At 71.8% G+C, this 16,790-nt stretch carries 13 protein-coding genes; 8 read left to right on the forward strand and 5 right to left on the reverse strand.

The window, feature by feature from the left end; genetic code table 11:
- Positions 1-128: 128 nt before the first annotated feature.
- Positions 129-1,082, reverse strand: a complete 954-nt coding sequence (locus tag ACFWIS_RS19625; RefSeq protein WP_380463657.1) for a PAC2 family protein — start codon at positions 1,080-1,082, stop codon at positions 129-131.
- Positions 1,083-1,431: 349 nt separating this feature from the next.
- Here ACFWIS_RS19625 and ACFWIS_RS19630 point away from each other — a divergent pair, with 349 nt between their 5' ends.
- On the forward strand, positions 1,432-1,953 hold the full coding sequence (locus ACFWIS_RS19630) for an SRPBCC family protein (RefSeq protein ID WP_380463655.1): 522 nt from the start codon (positions 1,432-1,434) through the stop codon (positions 1,951-1,953).
- Positions 1,954-2,023: 70 nt separating this feature from the next.
- Here ACFWIS_RS19630 and ACFWIS_RS19635 read toward each other — a convergent pair whose 3' ends face one another.
- A complete protein-coding gene (locus tag ACFWIS_RS19635) occupies positions 2,024-3,064 on the reverse strand; it encodes a hypothetical protein (protein WP_380463653.1) in 1,041 nt (346 codons plus the stop codon).
- 186 nt (positions 3,065-3,250) lie between these two features.
- Here ACFWIS_RS19635 and metH point away from each other — a divergent pair, with 186 nt between their 5' ends.
- The 3 genes from metH to ACFWIS_RS19650 all read left to right on the forward strand — a co-directional run bounded on the left by metH (position 3,251) and on the right by ACFWIS_RS19650 (position 9,421).
- Positions 3,251-6,760 carry a methionine synthase gene (gene metH / locus ACFWIS_RS19640; protein WP_380463651.1) on the forward strand — a complete coding sequence of 1,170 codons (3,510 nt, stop codon included), beginning with the start codon at positions 3,251-3,253 and terminating at the stop codon, positions 6,758-6,760.
- A 138-nt stretch (positions 6,761-6,898) separates the two neighbouring features.
- A complete protein-coding gene (locus tag ACFWIS_RS19645) occupies positions 6,899-7,603 on the forward strand; it encodes an HAD family hydrolase (RefSeq protein ID WP_380463649.1) in 705 nt (234 codons plus the stop codon).
- A gap of 210 nt (positions 7,604-7,813) precedes the next feature.
- Positions 7,814-9,421 (forward strand): ABC transporter substrate-binding protein, encoded by a 1,608-nt coding sequence (locus ACFWIS_RS19650; RefSeq protein WP_380463647.1) that lies wholly within the window; start codon positions 7,814-7,816, stop codon positions 9,419-9,421.
- Positions 9,422-9,497: 76 nt separating this feature from the next.
- On the opposite strand, the gene ACFWIS_RS19655 is transcribed toward ACFWIS_RS19650, so the two are convergent.
- Positions 9,498-10,169 carry a response regulator transcription factor gene (locus tag ACFWIS_RS19655; RefSeq protein ID WP_030286109.1) on the reverse strand — a complete coding sequence of 224 codons (672 nt, stop codon included), beginning with the start codon at positions 10,167-10,169 and terminating at the stop codon, positions 9,498-9,500.
- Positions 10,169-11,101: a RecB family exonuclease gene (locus ACFWIS_RS19660; protein ID WP_380464000.1), complete on the reverse strand. Its 933-nt coding sequence runs from the start codon at positions 11,099-11,101 to the stop codon at positions 10,169-10,171. The genes ACFWIS_RS19655 and ACFWIS_RS19660 overlap by 1 nt, the downstream gene beginning before the upstream one ends.
- A 242-nt stretch (positions 11,102-11,343) precedes the next feature.
- Here ACFWIS_RS19660 and ACFWIS_RS19665 point away from each other — a divergent pair, with 242 nt between their 5' ends.
- From ACFWIS_RS19665 to ACFWIS_RS19675, 3 genes are all read left to right on the forward strand, one after another.
- Positions 11,344-12,555 carry a site-2 protease family protein gene (locus ACFWIS_RS19665; protein ID WP_380463998.1) on the forward strand — a complete coding sequence of 404 codons (1,212 nt, stop codon included), beginning with the start codon at positions 11,344-11,346 and terminating at the stop codon, positions 12,553-12,555.
- A 48-nt stretch (positions 12,556-12,603) separates the two neighbouring features.
- Positions 12,604-13,563 (forward strand): tRNA (adenine-N1)-methyltransferase, encoded by a 960-nt coding sequence (locus tag ACFWIS_RS19670; protein WP_380463996.1) that lies wholly within the window; start codon positions 12,604-12,606, stop codon positions 13,561-13,563.
- A gap of 208 nt (positions 13,564-13,771) precedes the next feature.
- The gene (locus ACFWIS_RS19675; protein ID WP_380456594.1) at positions 13,772-14,386 is read left to right on the forward strand and encodes a hypothetical protein; all 615 of its coding nucleotides are present in this window, start codon (positions 13,772-13,774) and stop codon (positions 14,384-14,386) included.
- A 4-nt stretch (positions 14,387-14,390) separates the two neighbouring features.
- On the opposite strand, the gene ACFWIS_RS19680 is transcribed toward ACFWIS_RS19675, so the two are convergent.
- Positions 14,391-14,696, reverse strand: a complete 306-nt coding sequence (locus ACFWIS_RS19680; RefSeq protein ID WP_380456593.1) for a ferredoxin — start codon at positions 14,694-14,696, stop codon at positions 14,391-14,393.
- Positions 14,697-14,980: 284 nt separating this feature from the next.
- Between ACFWIS_RS19680 and arc the strand changes: the two genes are divergently transcribed.
- The gene (arc, locus tag ACFWIS_RS19685; RefSeq protein WP_380523929.1) at positions 14,981-16,747 is read left to right on the forward strand and encodes a proteasome ATPase; all 1,767 of its coding nucleotides are present in this window, start codon (positions 14,981-14,983) and stop codon (positions 16,745-16,747) included.
- Positions 16,748-16,790: the final 43 nt, after the last annotated feature.

A 16,790-nucleotide genomic window follows, 5' to 3' on the forward strand; every position in this document is an offset into this window, starting at 1 on the left:
TGTGGTTCCCGCGGGCGGGTGGCCCGCTGTCTGGCGGCGACGTTCAAACCCTGACCCGCCGGCGAGTGGGGCGCCCAGGAAGGGGGTCCTGGCGCCCCTTCGGCGTGTGGTGACGGGCCGGACGGGCCCTACTCGTCCTCGGCCCCGTCCTGGCTCTCCCGGGTGGTGCCCGGCCCCTCGGGCTCGGCCGGCCGCTCGGCCGTCGCGTGCCCCGACACCGGCTTCTCGCCGGTCGGGCCGACGTTCTCCCGGCGGCGGAGGTAGCGCTCGAACTCGCGCGCGATCGCGTCCCCGGAGGCCTCCGGCAGCTCCGCGGTGTCCTGCGCCTCCTCCAGCTGCTGGACGTACTCGGCCACCTCGCTGTCCTCGGCGGCCAGCTGGTCCACGCCCAGCTGCCAGGCCCGGGCGTCCTCGCCGAGCTCGCCCGGCGGGACCCGCAGGTCCAGCAGGTCCTCCAGCTTGTTGAGCAGCGCCAGCGTGGCCTTGGGGTTGGGCGGCTGGGCGACGTAGTGCGGCACCGCGGCCCACAGCGTCACGGCCGGCACCCCGGCGTGGGTGCACGCCTCCTGGAGCACCCCGACGATCCCGGTCGGCCCCTCGTAGCGGCTCTCCTCCAGGTCCAGCCGGCGGGCCAGCTCCGGGTCGGAGGTGACCCCGCTGACCGGCACCGGGCGGCTGTGCGGGGTGTCGCCGAGCAGCGCGCCCAGGATCACCACCAGCTCGATGCCCAGCTCGTGGGCGAAGCCCAGCAGCTCGTTGCAGAACGAGCGCCAGCGCATGCTCGGCTCGATGCCGCGCACCAGCACCACGTCCCTGGTCACCGGCTCCGTCACCCGGACCACCGAGAGCCTGGTGGTCGGCCAGGTGATCCGGCGGATGCCGCCGTCCAGCCAGATCGTCGGACGGTTGACCTGGAAGTCGTAGTAGTCCTCCGCGTCCAGGGCGGCGATCACCTTTCCGCCCCAGGTCTCGTCCAGATGCGCCAGGGCCGCGGAGGCGGCGTCGCCCGCGTCGTTCCACCCCTCGAAGGCGCAGACCATCACCGGGTCGATCAACTCGGGAACATCTTCCAGCTCGATCACCCAGCGTCTCCCTCCGGTCGGCGGTCGGACCCGCACCGCCTCGGCTGGATTGCCGGGGCGGGCCGGCTCCCGCCAGTCGAACCTCTCGTCTCCCATGGAACGGCTCGCTCCATGGTCCCTACCTGCCCAGCCTACGGGCTTTGATGCGCACGGCGGTCGGGCACCGGGACAGTCTGGGGGAGCGGGCCGCCGTGATCCAGCGGATATCCGGCCCGTCCTGGCTGACGTGGCGTCAGGTCGCCCGGTGGGGACGCGCGGTGTCCGGGCGGCGACGCAGGGGTACGGATCGCCCGCCGGGCGCGGCGGCGCGATGATGGGGAGGCAGGGGCCGGGCGGAAGGGGCCGACCGATGAACCGATGGCTGTGGATCGGCGCGGGCGCGGGCACGGCGGCGCTGGCCGGGGCCGCGCTGCTGGCGGCGGACCGGGCCGGGCGCCGGCTGCCGGTCGAGCACGTCACCGAGGGCGGGCTGGAGCTCGCCCAGTCGCCCGGCGCGGTCTGGGACGTGCTGACCGACATCGACCTCTACCCGGCCTGGCGCCCGGGCCTGACCCACGTCGAGCGGCTGCCCGCCGGGGCCGGTGGCCGCCCGCGCTGGCGAGAGTACGACCGGCACGGGCACACCACCTACGAGGTGGTGGCCAGCGAGCCCCCGCACCGGCTGGTGACCGGCATCGCCGACCCGGACCTGCCCTACGGCGGCACCTGGACGTACCTGCTCTCCCCGGCCGGGCCCGGCTGCTCGCTCACCGTCACCGAGCGCGGCGAGGTCCGCAAGCCGCTGGACCGGGCCGTCGCGCACTACCTGGTCGGCGAGGACGCCACCGTCCACCGCTACCTGGGCGCCCTGGCGCACCGGATGGCGGCCTGAGCGGGGTCGGACCGGCAGCGGGTCGGGCGGGACGTGGATCAGGCGGGAACCTGGTCGGGCGGGAAGCTGGTCAGGCGGGATCCACCCAGCCGTCCCGGTACGCCGCCCAGTTCTCCGGCGTCGCGGCGAAGTCCACGTACAGCGCGACGCCGAAGTTCGCCCGCCGCGGGTCCTGCCGGCCCAGGCCCAGCCGGACGCCCCGGACGGCCGCCGGGACGGTCTCCGCGTCGCCCCGGTGCCCCCACGTGTCGTCCCGGAAGAACGGCAGACCGATCAGCAGGTCGACCTCCGGCGGGGTGGCCTCCAGTGCCAGCTCGGTCTGCAGGGCGACGTAGCCGCCGAACAGCGGCTCGGTCGGCATCGAGGTGTCGTAGGCCATCACCGCGACCTGGTCGACCCGGCGGGCGGTCTCCCGGAAGTACGCCTGGTCCCACCACTTGCCGTGGTCGGTGAGCAGGATGCCGGCCGTGTGCAGGCCGGGCACCGGGTCGATCTGTGGGGCGGCCACCGACAGCTTCGCGCCGCGGGCGGCCGTCACCGGGCGGACCTCGTCGAGCAGGGCGAGCCAGCCCGCCGTGCCGGGGCGGATCGGCTCCATGTCGAAGTGCACGCCGTCGAAGCCCTGGTCCAGCACCTGGGCCGCGGAGGCGGTGACCCGGTCCCGGGTGGGTGCGTCGTCCAGGTCCAGGGCGTCCCGCTCGGGTTTGACCTCGTCGCCCAGCCAGCCCTGCAGCCGCACCCCAGGCAGAGCCCGGTGGGCGGCCTCGGTGAACCAGCGGGCCTTCGGGTGGACGGAGGCCGGCAGCGAGCCGTCGTGCTCCAGCGGCCCGGCGTGGACGTACAGGTCGCGCACGCCGGTGCCGGCCAGCTGCCGGGCCAGCGCCGCCACGTCGGCGTCGGTCTTGCGGCCGTCCACCCAGGCGTGCCCGAGCCAGACGGCGTCCCGCCCCCGGGTGCGGGCCTCGGCGGCCGGTTCACCCGTGTAGTGCAGCCGGAACGAGATGAACACCGAGCCCAGCGCGGCGACCGGTACGGCGGCCGCCAGCCCCAGCGCGACCAGGGCGCGACCCCACCACGGCAGGCCTGTCCACCGGCGCAGCGGGGCTCCCACGGCCCGACCGGTGCGCCGCGCAACGGTCCCGAATCGGGCCACCCGGTTAGCTCCCCCCCTTGTGGTCGAGCGCCCAGGATACGGAATGCACCGGCAGCCGGGGCCGTGTGCCGGATACCCTGGCCACGTGCGTGCCCGAGCAAGCGGGCGCGCAAAGCCGACAGCCGTCGCACAGGGAGACGCCCCATGGCCACTGCAGCCGATCCGTCCATCACCCAGCAGAGCCGCGCGAACGCGCTGCGCGAGGCACTCGCCACCCGGGTGGTGGTGGCCGACGGTGCGATGGGCACCATGCTCCAGGCACAGGACCCGACGCTGGAGGACTTCCAGAACCTCGAGGGCTGCAACGAGGTCCTCAACAGCACCCGGCCGGACATCGTCCGCTCCGTCCACGAGGCCTACTTCGCGGTGGGCGTGGACTGCGTGGAGACCAACACCTTCGGCGCCAACTTCTCCGCCCTGGGCGAGTACGACATCCCCGAGCGCATCTTCGAGCTGTCCGAGGCCGGTGCCCGGATCGCCCGCGAGGTGGCCGACGCCCACGCCGCCGACGGCCGCACCCGCTGGGTGCTCGGCTCGATCGGCCCCGGCACCAAGCTGCCGACCCTCGGCCACGCCCCGTACGAGACGCTGCGCGACGGCTTCCAGCAGAACGCGGCCGGCCTGATCGCCGGCGGCGCCGATGCCCTGCTGGTGGAGACCAGCCAGGACCTGCTGCAGACCAAGGCCGCGATCCTCGGCTCCAAGCGCGCCCTGGCCGAGGCCGGGCTGGACCTCCCGGTGCTGGTGCAGGTGACGGTGGAGACCACCGGCACCATGCTGCTCGGCTCCGAGATCGGCGCCGCGCTCACCGCGCTGGAGCCGCTCGGCGTCGACTACATCGGCCTCAACTGCGCCACCGGCCCGGCCGAGATGAGCGAGCACCTGCGCTACCTCGCCAAGAACGCGCGGATCGGCCTGTCCTGCATGCCGAACGCGGGCCTGCCGGTGCTCGGCAAGGACGGCGCCCACTACCCGCTCTCCCCGGCCGAACTGGCCGAGGCGCACGACGTGTTCACCCGCGAGTACGGCCTCTCGCTGGTCGGCGGCTGCTGCGGCACCACTCCCGAGCACCTGCGCCAGGTGGTCGAGCGGGTCCAGGGCCGCCCGATCGCCCGGCGCGAGCCGCAGCCGGAGCCCTCGGCCTCCTCGCTCTACCAGGCGGTGCCGTTCCGCCAGGACACCTCGTACCTGGCGATCGGCGAGCGCACCAACGCGAACGGCTCGAAGAAGTTCCGCGAGTCGATGCTGGCCGGCGACTGGCAGGCCTGCGTGGAGATCGCCCGCGACCAGATCCGGGACGGCTCCCACCTGCTGGACCTCTGCGTCGACTACGTCGGCCGCGACGGCGTCGCCGACATGAAGGAGATCGCCGGCCGGCTGGCCACCGCCTCCACCCTGCCGATCGTGCTGGACTCCACCGAGCCGCCGGTGCTGCGGGCCGGTCTGGAGGCGCTCGGCGGCCGTGCGGTGCTCAACTCGGTCAACTACGAGGACGGCAACGCCCCCGACTCGCGCTTCGGGCAGATCGCCTCGCTGGCCCGCGAGCACGGCGCCGGCCTGATCGCGCTGACCATCGACGAGCAGGGCCAGGCCCGTACCGCCGAGCTGAAGGTCGAGATCGCCGAGCGGCTGATCGCCGAACTCACCACCGACTACGGCATCGACGAGGGCTCGATCCTGGTCGACTGCCTGACCTTCACCCTGGCCACCGGCCAGGAGGAGTCCCGCCGGGACGGCATCGAGACCATCGAGGCGATCCGCGAGCTCAAGCGCCGCCACCCGAAGGTGCAGACCACCCTCGGCCTGTCGAACATCTCCTTCGGCCTCAACCCGGCCGCCCGCGTGGTGCTCAACTCGGTCTTCCTGCACGAGTGCGTGGAGGCCGGCCTGGACTCGGCGATCGTGCACGCCTCCAAGATCCTGCCGATCTCCCGGATCCCGGAGGACCAGCGCGAGGCCGCCCTGGACCTCGTCTACGACCGCCGCCGGGACGGCTACGACCCGCTGCAGCGCCTGCTGGAGCTGTTCGAGGGCGTCTCCACCGCCTCGGTCAAGGCCTCCAAGGCCGAGGAGCTGGCCGCGCTCCCGCTGGAGGAGCGGCTGCAGCGCCGGATCATCGACGGCGAGCGCAACGGCCTGGAGGCCGACCTGGACGAGGCGCTGACCGCGCGTCCGGCGCTGGAGATCATCAACGAGACCCTGCTGGCCGGGATGAAGGTGGTCGGCGAGCTGTTCGGCTCCGGCCAGATGCAGCTGCCGTTCGTGCTCCAGTCCGCCGAGGTGATGAAGACCGCGGTGGCCCACCTGGAGCCGCACATGGAGAAGTCCGACAGCGAGGGCAAGGGCACCATCGTGCTGGCCACCGTCAAGGGCGACGTCCACGACATCGGCAAGAACCTGGTCGACATCATCCTGTCCAACAACGGCTACAACGTGGTCAACCTGGGGATCAAGCAGCCGGTCTCGGCGATCCTGGACGCCGCCCAGGAGCACAAGGCGGACGTCATCGGGATGTCCGGCCTGCTGGTGAAGTCCACCGTGATCATGAAGGAGAACCTGGAGGAGCTGAACCAGCGCAAGCTGGCCGCCAGTTTCCCGGTGATCCTCGGCGGCGCCGCCCTGACCCGCGCCTACGTCGAGCAGGACCTGCACGAGATCTACGAGGGCGAAGTCCGCTACGCCCGGGACGCCTTCGAGGGCCTGCGGCTGATGGACGCGCTGATCGCGGTCAAGCGCGGGGTGCCCGGCGCGACCCTGCCGGAGCTCAAGCAGCGCCGGCACGCCCGGGTCGAGGTGGCGGAGCCGGAGCCCGAGGTCAACCTCGGCCAGATCCGCTCCGACGTGGTGCTGGACAACGCGCTGCCCACCCCGCCGTTCTGGGGCGACCGGATCGTCAAGGGCATCCCCTTCGCCGACTACGCCTCCTGGCTGGACGAGGACGCGCTGTTCAAGGGCCAGTGGGGCCTCAAGGCGGCCCGCAACGGCGACGGCCCGTCCTACGAGGAGCTGGTGGAGACCGAGGGCCGGCCGCGGCTGCGGGCCTGGCTGGACCGGCTGCAGACCGAGGGCTGGCTGGAGGCGGCCGTGGTCTACGGCTACTACCCGGCCAACTCCAAGGGCGACGACCTGATCGTCTTCCACGAGGACGGCACCGAGCGGACCCGCTTCACCTTCCCCCGCCAGCGGCGCGGCCGCCGGCTCTGCCTGGCCGACTTCTTCCGTCCGGAGGAGTCCGGCGAGCGGGACGTGGTCGGGCTGCAGGTGGTCACCATGGGCAACCGGATCTCGGAGGCGGCCAACGAGCTGTTCGCCGGGAACTCCTACCGGGACTACCTGGAGCTGCACGGGCTCTCGGTCCAACTGGCCGAGGCCCTGGCCGAGTTCTGGCACGCCCGGGTCCGCTACGAGCTGGGCTTCTCCGGCGAGGACCCGCAGGACGTCAAGGACATGTTCGCGCTCAAGTACCGGGGTGCCCGGTTCTCGCTCGGCTACGGGGCCTGCCCCGAGCTGGAGGACCGCGCCAAGATCGCCGACCTGCTGCGGCCGGAGCGGATCGGCGTGGTGCTGTCGGAGGAGTTCCAGCTGCACCCGGAGCAGTCCACCGACGCGATCGTGATCCACCACCCCGAGGCGAAGTACTTCAACGCCCGGTAATTCCGATGCCCTTCTCCGTTCGCTCTTTCCGGACGAAGCGGGCGTATCCTGGATGATCCTGAACGGGCCGGTCCGCTCACCAGCGGGCCGGCCTGTGCCATCCCCAGGAACCGCTGGGATCGGACGGAAGGACCCACCATGACCACCAGCTCCACCGCCGCCCTGGCACTCGACCACGGGGACCACCGCGGCCTGCAGGCGGTGCTGCTGGACATGGACGGCACGCTGGTGGACACCGAGGACTTCTGGTGGCAGGCCGAGGTCACGCTCTTCGCCGAGCTGGGCCACCAGCTGGACGAGCAGGACCGGGCCCACGTGGTCGGCGGCCCGATGACCAGGGTGATGGACTACCTGGTCGCCCGCACCGGGGTGGACATCGCCCCGGCCGACCTGGGGGTGCTGGTCAACCAGCGCTTCGTCGACCTGCTGGCCGGCGGGGTGCCGCTCATGCCGGGCGCCGAACGGCTGCTCAACACCCTTGCCGCGCACGGCGTCCCGGCCGCGTTGGTGTCCGCCTCGCACCGGCACGTGATCGACATCGTGCTGCGGTCGCTGGGTGCCGAGCGCTTCGCCTTCACCATCGGCGGGGACGAGGTGCCGCGCACCAAGCCGTTCCCGGACCCGTACCTGGAGGCCGCCCGTCGGCTGGGGGCGGAGCCGGCCCGCTGCGTGGTCGTCGAGGACACCCCGACCGGGGTGCGGGCGGGCGAGGCGGCCGGCTGCCCGGTGATCGCGGTCCCGTCGGTGGCTCCGATCGAGTCGGCTCCCGGGCGGCTGGTGCTGCCGTCGCTGGAGCAGGTCGATCTCGACCTGCTGCGCTCGCTGGTCGTCTCGCGAGTGTGATTGTCATCTCATTGCGGCCGGGGTCTACTCGCCGGTAAACGCCTCACCCCGAGGACTCCGGGGGAGAAAACGGGCATTGGCTGACAACTCGTCGGGCGCGCCGTGATGCCCTCAACCACCGTGTCCCAAACGTCATCTGCACGGGTATCGGTCGTGCGTGTTCGATATGGCACGCTACTCGGGTTCGCGACACCCCCGAAGGACGCTCCCGTGAAGACTTCAGCTGAACGCCTGGCAGCACTCGGCTGCGCCGGTCTGGTCGCCGTGACGGTGGCCGGGTGCGGATCGGTCACCGACGCCGTCAAGGGGGACAGCGGCGGCAAGTCGATCACCATGGGCACCGCCCAGCTGACCGGCACCCTGGACCCGGCGGTCGTCTACGACTCCGGCTCCTGGCTGGTGCTGCGCAACACCTTCCAGTCGCTGCTGACCTTCCCGGCCGCCGCCAGCACGCCCTCCCCGGACGCCGCGCAGTCCTGCGACTTCTCCGGGGGCGAGGCCACCGAGTACCACTGCACCCTGCGGCCGGGGCTGAAGTTCTCCAACGGTCACCCGCTGACCGCCGAGGACGTGGTGTTCTCGATCCAGCGGACCAAGAAGATCGACGACCCCAACGGCCCGGCCGGCCTGCTCTCCTCGATCAAGAGCGTGGAGGCCAAGGGCGACAGCGAGGTGGTCTTCCACCTGTCGGCCCCCGACGCCACCCTGCCGGCCAAGCTGGCCTCTCCGGCCGGCGCCATCGTCGACCACCAGGTCTTCCCGGCCGACAAGGCGCTCTCCAACGACAAGGTGGTCGGCTCCGGCCCGTACCGCCTCGACTCGGTCGAGGGCATGGCCGACGGCAAGCAGCTGGGCAAGGTCGTGCTGGTGCCCAACGACAAGTACAGCGGCGACGCCAAGCTGCGGAACAACAAGTTCACCGTCCGGTACTTCGACAAGCCCGCCGACCTCAAGGCCGCGCTGGACAAGGGCGACGTCGACGTCACCGACAACAGCCTGGAGCCCAACACCGCCGCCCAGATCCGGTCCGACCAGCAGGGCGGCAAGACCGACCTCCAGGTGGTCGAGGGCGACAGCAACGACACCCGCTCGCTGGCCTTCAACACCAAGGACCCGGTGCTGAGCAACGTCGGCGTCCGCCAGGCCGCCGCCGCGCTGCTCGACCGCAAGGCGCTCGCCCGCGACGTCTTCGCCCGCACCGTCCAGCCGCTGTACGCGATGGTCCCGGCCGGCGTCACCGGCCACACCACCGCCTTCTTCGACCGCTGGGGCGACCAGGACGTGGCCAAGGCCAAGAAGGCCCTCGCCGACAACAAGGTCCAGACCCCGGTCAAGCTCACCCTCACCTGGTCCCGTTCGCGGGCCGGCAACGGCGAGGCCGACACGATCAAGAAGCAGCTGGAGACCGGCGGCCTGTTCCAGGTGACGGTCCAGCAGGAGCCGGACTGGGACGCCTACAAGAAGGGCTGGACCGCGGGCAAGTACCAGGCGTACATCGTCGGTTGGTTCGCCGACTACCCGGACCCGGACAACTACATCGCCCCGCTGCTGGTCGACGGCGGTATCTTCCACACCGGCTGGGACGACCCGAGGATCAGCCAGAAGCTGATCCCGGACGGCCTCAAGCAGGCCGACCGCAGCGCCGCCTCGGCCGGCTACGGGCAGATCCAGCAGATCGTCGCGGAATCCGTGCCGCTGCTCCCGCTGTACCAGAACAAGTCCTTCTACGCGGCCCGCGCGGACATCACCGGCGTCGAGTCCACCGTCGACACCACCGGCTTCTTCCGCTTCTGGGAGATCGGCCGCAACGGCAAGTAGCGCGCCACGCACGGCGGCCCGCCCGCTCCCCCCAAGCACCGGGGGAGCGGGCGGGCCGCCGTCACGTTCCGGCCGGCTACAGGGTGCCCGGCCGCACCAGCCCGCTCTCGTAGGCGTACACCGCCGCCTGCACCCGGTCGCGCAGCTGGAGCTTGGTCAGCACATGGCCGACGTGGGTCTTCACGGTCGTCTCGCTGACGAACAGCTCGGCCGCGATCTCCGCGTTCGACAACCCGCGCGCCACCAGCTTCAGCACCTCCAACTCCCGCTCGGTCAGCGCGCTCAGCGCCTGCGGCGGCGCCTCCTCGCCGGAGGGCAGCTTGGTGGCGTACATGTCCAGCAGCCGGCGGGTGATGCTCGGCGCCAGCATCGCCGCGCCGTCCGCGACCACCCGGATCGCCTGCACCAGCTCCTCCGCCGGGACGTCCTTCAGCAGGAAGCCGCTGGCGCCCGCGCGCAGCGCCTCCACCACGTACTCGTCCAGGTCGAAGGTGGTCAGCACCAGGACCTTGGCCGGCCCGTCGCGGCCCGGACCGGCGATCCGGCGGGTCGCCTCGACGCCGTCCATCCGCGGCATCCGGATGTCCATCAGCACCACGTCGGGCTGCAGCGCCCGCACCTGGTCCAGCGCCTGCTGGCCGTCGCCGGCCTCGCCGACCACCACCAGGTCGGACTCGGCCTCCAGGATCATCCGGAAACCGGTGCGCAGCAGCGGCTGGTCGTCGACCAGCAGCACTCGGATCGTCACTAGGACTCCTCGCTCATCGGATCCCCCGTGGGATCTCTCTCATCCGACGTACGGCTCGGCGGCAGCGGCAGCGGCAGCGGCAGCGGCAGCGGGTACGGCGGCGGGGTGCCGCCGAACTCCGGGCAGCTGGCCTGGTGGTCGCACCAGTCGCAGAGCCGGTTACGGGTCGCCGGGAAGTCCCCGGTGGCCACCGCCTGGGCGATCCGCTCCCACAGCGCCTGCAGCTTGCGCTCCACCGCGAGCAGGTCGGCCTCGTCCGGGTCGTAGCTGACCACGTCCCCGCCGCCGCCCAGGTAGACCAGCTGGAGGCGCTTGGGGATCACGCCCTTCCACCGCCACACCACCAGCGCGTAGAACTTCATCTGGAACATCGCCTTGCCCTCGAAGTCCCGCGAGGGCGCCCGGCCGGTCTTGTAGTCCACCAGCCGCACCTCGCCGGTGGGGGCGACGTCGACCCGGTCGATGTAGCCGCGCAGCAGCAGCCCCGACTCCAGGGCCGTCTCCACGTACAGCTCGCGCTCGACCGGGTGCAGCCGGGTCGGGTCCTCCAGCCGGAACCACTGGCCGACCAGCTTCTCGGCGTCCGCCAGCCAGCGGGTCAGCGCCGCGCCGTCCGGGTCGTCCGGGAACAGCGAGCCCAGCTCCGGGCGCTCGCCCAGCAGCCGCTCCCACTGCGGGCGCAGCAGGCCCAGGGCCCGCTCCGGCGTCCGCTCGGCCGCCGGGCTGTCGAACAGCCGCTCCAGCACCGCGTGCACCAGCGTGCCCCGGGTCGCCGCCTGGCTCGGGGGCTCGGGCAGCCGGTCGATCACCCGCAGCCGGTACAGCAGGGGACAGGTCAGGAAGTCCCCCGCGCGGGACGGGGACAGCCCGGTCGGGGGCGCCGCCGGGCGCGCCGGAGCCGCGGCGGCGCTGCTGGTGTCGGTCTGCTGCATGGCTACGACCCTATTGCCCTTTGCTGTCATCCCGCTGCCACGGTGCTGCCGCCCGGGCTTCCCGGGGCCCAGGCCTCTCCCCGGCCGGGGCCGGTCCGAGGTCCGGGTCCGAGGTCCGGGGCCGGTCCGCGGCCGGTGCAGTGGGTATGACGCTGACAGAGGGGCGCGCGGCACCGAGTGGCCGCGATCACGTAGCGTGGGCGCACCGGGGGCACGACGGGCGGACGACCGAAGGGATCACGGTGAGTGACACCAGGGGGCAGCAGACCTCCGACCAGCCACCGCAGGACGGCGACCGCCCGGGCGGGCAGCCGCCGGAGCGCGGCGGCGGTCTCCTGATGGGGCGCCCCTTCGGCGTGCCCGTCTACGTCACCCCGTCCTGGTTCGTCATCGCCGCCCTGATCACCTGGGTGTTCGGCGGGCAGCTCGCCGACGTCCTGCCCGAACTCGGCAGTGGCGTGCGCTACCTGCTGGCCTTCTTCTTCGCGGTGGCCTTCTACGCCTCCGTGCTGGTGCACGAACTCGCCCACACCTTGGTCGCGCTGCGTTACAAGCTCGGGGTGCGGCGGATCCAGCTGCAGTTCTTCGGCGGAGTCTCCGAGATCGAGAACGAGGCCGACAGCCCCTGGCGGGAGTTCTGGCTGGCCTTCGTCGGCCCGCTGCTGTCGCTGGTGCTCGGCGGGGTCTTCTACCTCGCGCTGCGCGCCGTCGAACTGTCCAGCGTGCCCGGGGTGCTGCTGACCGGCCTGATGGTCTCCAACCTGGTGGTCGCCGCCTTCAACCTGCTGCCCGGCCTGCCGCTGGACGGCGGGCGGATGCTGCGCGCCGTGGTCTGGGCCGTCACCGGCAGGGCGATGACCGGCACGGTGGCGGCGGCCTGGATCGGCCGGGCACTGGCGGTCGTGGTGCTGTTCGGCCTGCCACTGCTCAGCGCCTCGCGCGGCGCCGAACTCAGCACCACCGACACCCTGGTGGACGCGGTGCTGGCCGCCGTGCTGGCGGCGATCATCTGGAACGGCGCCACCGGGAGCCTGCGCAACGCCCGGCTCAAGGCGGCGCTGCCCGAGCTGCGGCTGCGCGACCTCGCCCGCCGCACCGTCGAGGTCACCGCCGACACCCCGCTCGGCGAGGCGATGCGCCGGGCCCACGAGGCCAAGGCCGGCGCGGTCGTGGTGGTGGACGGCCGGGGGGACCCGATCGGCATCGTCCGGGAGTCCGCGGTACGGGCCGTACCGGAGCACCGCCGCCCCTGGGTGGCCGTCGGCCCGCTCGCCCGCGACCTCGAACCGGGGCTGCGGCTGGACGCCGACCTCGGTGGCGAGGCCCTGCTGCGGGCCATCCAGGCCACCCCGGCGGGGGAGTACCTGGTGGTCGAGGCGGACGGCCGGGTGTACGGCGTGGCCGCCCTCACCGACATCGAACAGCGCCTCACCGCCGCGGTGTCGGGCCGGTGACCAGGGCCTGGTGAGGCGGGACGCCCCGCTTCCCTTAGGATTGGCCGCATGTCCGAACCGACCGGTGCCGCCCGCCGACGCGGGCCCTTCCAGGTCGGGGACCAGGTCCAGCTGACCGACCCCAAGGGTCGCCACTACACGTTCACGCTCCAGGCCGGGAACCAGTTCCACACCCACAAGGGTGCGTTCCCGCACGACGAGCTGATCGGCGCTCCTGAAGGCACGGTCGTGCGCACCACGGGGAACGTCCCGTACCTCGCGCTGCGCCCCCTGCTCCCCGACTACGTCCTCTCCATGCCGCGTGGCGCGGCCGTGATCTACCCCAAGGACGCGGGGCAGATCCTGGCCATGGCCGACATCTTCGCCGGTGCCCGGGTGATCGAGGCGGGTGTGGGCTCGGGCGCGCTCAGCATGTACCTGCTGCGCGCCGTCGGAGAGCAGGGCATGCTGGCCTCCTACGAGCGCCGGCAGGACTTCGCGGACATCGCCCGGAGCAATGTCGAGCGCTACTTCGGCGGCTCGCACCCGGCGTGGAAGCTGACCGTCGGCGACCTCCAGGACAACCTGGTCGAGACCGACGTCGACCGCGTCATCCTCGACATGCTGGCGCCCTGGGAGTGCCTGGACGTCGCCTCCGAGGCGCTCGTCCCCGGCGGCCTCATCTGCTGCTACGTGGCCACCACCACGCAGATGTCCAAGACCGTCGAGGCGCTGCGCGACCACGGCACCTTCACCGAGCCGCAGGCCTGGGAGACCATGGTCCGCACCTGGCACCTGGAGGGCCTGGCCGTCCGCCCGGACCACCGGATGATCGGCCACACCGGCTTCCTGCTCACCGCCCGCCGTCTGGCGGACGGCGTCGAGCCGCCGCTGCGCCGCCGCCGCCCGGCCAAGGGCGCCTACGGCGAGGACTACGACAGCGGGGCGCCCGAGCCGTCGCTGCAGGAGCGCGCCGCGGCCCGCAAGGCCGCCCGTGACACCGACGCGGACCAGCCCGACCTGGGCTGAGCCCGGACCCGTACCGAAGGGGTGGTGCGAGCGAACAGCTCGCACCACCCCTTCGCCGTTCGCCGTCGGCGCGCCCTTCGGCTCCCCGGCTGTTTGACGCCCGCTCGCCTCCGGGTACGGCTCCCCGGCCGTTCGCCGCCTCCCACGGGTGTGGGACGATGCTCGCTCACACGCAGACCAGCTCCTGGAGCTCTGGAGGGGACGCCTGGTGGAGACCGCGGTCGGGACGACGGCGACGGCTGGACAGCAGACACCGCAGGGCCTCACCCGGCCCGGCCACGCACGCACCGCCCCCTGGCACTGGGCCCTCGCCCTGGCCGGCTGCGGCGCGGTGGTGGCCGCCGCACTCGCCGCCTCCCCGGCGACCGGCACCCCGCTGCCGGCCCGCGGCGGCACCCCCAAGGCGCTCGCCGCGAGCACCGCCCCCGATCCGGCCAAGGCCCAACTGCCCATGGACTGCGGCCCGTTCCCGGTCAAGACGGTGCTCACCGTGCCCGCCGAACTGGGCGAGGGCCACCCCGGTACGGTCGTCGCCGCGCACTGCGACACCGACACCGGCACCCCGCCGGACTCCGTCTACCTGCTCGGCTTCGGCCCGGACGGGCGCCCGGCGGTGGTCGCCACCCTGCTCGCCGACCGCGAGAACCTCACCCTGAACCGGCTCGCGGTGCGCTCCGACGGCGCCATCACCGGCCACGCGCAGGGGTATTCGAGCGACGACGTGCCGCGCTTCCGGCCGGACGTCTCACTGGACCTCACCTGGACGCCCAAGGGCGGCGGCTGGGTGCGTTCCCAGTCCGCCGCCCCGGTCGGCCGGAGCTGAACCGCTACTCGGCGTCCGGCCCGTACACCTCGACGCGGTCGGCGACCCGGCGCACGTGGATGCAGTCGCCGGGGCACTCCTTGGCCGAGTCCACCACGTCCTGAAGGAGCGTCAGCGGCACCGGGGCGGTCTCCCCGGGCTGCTGGCGCAGTTCGTCGTCGTCGCCCTTCACGTACGCGAGTCCGTCGATGTCCAGCTCGAAGACCTCTGGCGCGTACTGGACGCAGATGCCGTCGCCGGTGCACAGATCCTGGTCGATCCACACCTCCAGCTCCTCGGTCGCTGCCGCGGTCTGCTCCGTCACCGACATGTCCCCTGCCGTTTCTGTCCCGGGTCGCCCCTATTCCTGGAGCAATCCCGCCATTCGTACAACGATCGGACCCAGCTTCACGGTCGCGATCGGATATCGCTTCGCTCGACGATACATCTGGCCCGCTTTGGGCGGTGAGCGGTGGGTATCCCCTTAGCAGAGGGGAAGCACGCTGGGGCGAAGATCGGACACGCCCGTTCCATCTTTCTTGATCTAGGGGTTTACGGACCCCTGGTCCCAGGTAGGGTCTGGAAGCGTCCAGCTCCCCGGAGGAGGTGAGGACCGTGGCAGCCCACGATGACGACTACAACCGCAGCACCGGCAGGCCCGCTCGTGGTTCCGACGAGGCCGCTCAGGTCTCGTACCTTGAGCAGGAAATCGCCATACTGCGCCGCAAGCTCGCCGACTCGCCGCGCAATTCGAGAATCCTCGAAGAGCGGATCGTCGAGCTCCAGACCAACCTGGCCGGCGTGACCGCCCAGAACGAACGACTCGCCTCCACCCTGCGCGAGGCCCGCGACCAGATCGTGGCCCTCAAGGAGGAAGTGGACCGGCTGGCACAGCCCCCGGCCGGTTTCGGCACCTTCCTCGTGGCGAACGAGGACGGTACCGCCGACATCTTCACCGGCGGTCGCAAGCTCCGTGTGAACGTCAGCCCGAACGTCGCCCTCGACGAACTGCGGCGCGGCCAGGAGGTGATGCTCAACGAGGCCCTCAACATCGTGGACGCGATGGCCTTCGAGCGCATCGGCGAAATCGTCACCCTCAAGGAGATCCTCGAGGACGGCGAACGCGCCCTGGTCGTCGGCCACACCGACGAGGAGCGCGTGGTGCGCCTCGCCGAACCGCTGCGCGAGGTCAACATCCGGGCGGGGGACGCCCTGCTGCTGGAGCCCCGCTCCGGCTACGTGTACGAGGTGGTGCCGAAGTCCGAGGTCGAGGAGCTGGTCCTCGAGGAGGTCCCGGACATCGACTACCGGCAGATCGGCGGTCTGAGCAACCAGATCGAGCAGATCCGCGACGCGGTCGAACTGCCGTACCTGCACGCCGACCTCTTCAAGGAGTACGAGCTGCGCCCGCCCAAGGGCGTGCTGCTCTACGGCCCGCCCGGCTGCGGCAAGACGCTGATCGCCAAGGCGGTCGCCAACTCGCTGGCCAAGAAGGTCGCCGAGGTCACCGGCCGCCCCCAGGGGAAGAGCTACTTCCTCAACATCAAGGGCCCCGAGCTGCTCAACAAGTACGTGGGCGAGACCGAGCGGCAGATCCGCCTGGTCTTCCAGCGGGCCCGGGAGAAGGCGAGCGAGGGCACGCCCGTCATCGTCTTCTTCGACGAGATGGAGTCGCTGTTCCGCACCCGCGGTTCCGGTGTCAGCTCGGACGTGGAGAACACCATCGTCCCGCAGCTGCTCGCCGAGATCGACGGCGTGGAGGGACTGGAGAACGTCATCGTCATCGGCGCCTCGAACCGCGAGGACATGATCGACCCGGCGATCCTGCGGCCCGGCCGGCTGGACGTCAAGATCAAGATCGAGCGCCCGGACGCCGAGGCCGCGAAGGACATCTTCTCCAAGTACCTCAAGGACTCGCTGCCGTTCCACCCGGACGACCTCAAGGAGCACGACGGCTCCGTCGGGGCCACGGTGGCGGCGATGATCCAGTCGGTCGTGGAGCGGATGTACTCGGAGACCGAGGAGAACCGCTTCCTGGAGGTCACCTACGCCAACGGTGACAAGGAGGTCCTGTTCTTCAAGGACTTCAACTCCGGCGCCATGATCCAGAACATCGTCGACCGCGCGAAGAAGATGGCCATCAAGGACTTCCTCGACCACGGTCAGCGCGGTCTGCGCGTCTCCCACCTGCTCGCCGCCTGCGTGGACGAGTTCAAGGAGAACGAGGACCTGCCGAACACCACCAACCCGGACGACTGGGCCCGCATCTCCGGCAAGAAGGGCGAGCGGATCGTCTTCATCCGCACGCTGGTCACCGGCAAGCAGGGCGCCGAGTCCGGCCGCTCGATCGACACTGTCGCCAACACGGGGCAGTACCTGTAAGCACGCGGTTGTCCGGGCCGCCAGCGGTCCCCGGAGCTGTACG

This window comes from Kitasatospora sp. NPDC127060, from assembly GCF_042724935.1.
GTDB lineage: Bacteria > Actinomycetota > Actinomycetes > Streptomycetales > Streptomycetaceae > Kitasatospora.

Excerpts from the sequence above, each read along its gene's own strand:
- ACFWIS_RS19630 (WP_380463655.1), top strand. The coding sequence starts at position 1,432 with ATGAACCGATGGCTGTGGATCGGCGCGGGCGCGGGCACGGCGGCGCTG.
- metH (WP_380463651.1), top strand. The coding sequence starts at position 3,251 with ATGGCCACTGCAGCCGATCCGTCCATCACCCAGCAGAGCCGCGCGAAC.
- ACFWIS_RS19645 (WP_380463649.1), top strand. The coding sequence starts at position 6,899 with ATGACCACCAGCTCCACCGCCGCCCTGGCACTCGACCACGGGGACCAC.
- ACFWIS_RS19660 (WP_380464000.1), bottom strand. The coding sequence starts at position 11,101 with ATGCAGCAGACCGACACCAGCAGCGCCGCCGCGGCTCCGGCGCGCCCG.
- ACFWIS_RS19670 (WP_380463996.1), top strand. The coding sequence starts at position 12,604 with ATGTCCGAACCGACCGGTGCCGCCCGCCGACGCGGGCCCTTCCAGGTC.
- ACFWIS_RS19680 (WP_380456593.1), bottom strand. The coding sequence starts at position 14,696 with ATGTCGGTGACGGAGCAGACCGCGGCAGCGACCGAGGAGCTGGAGGTG.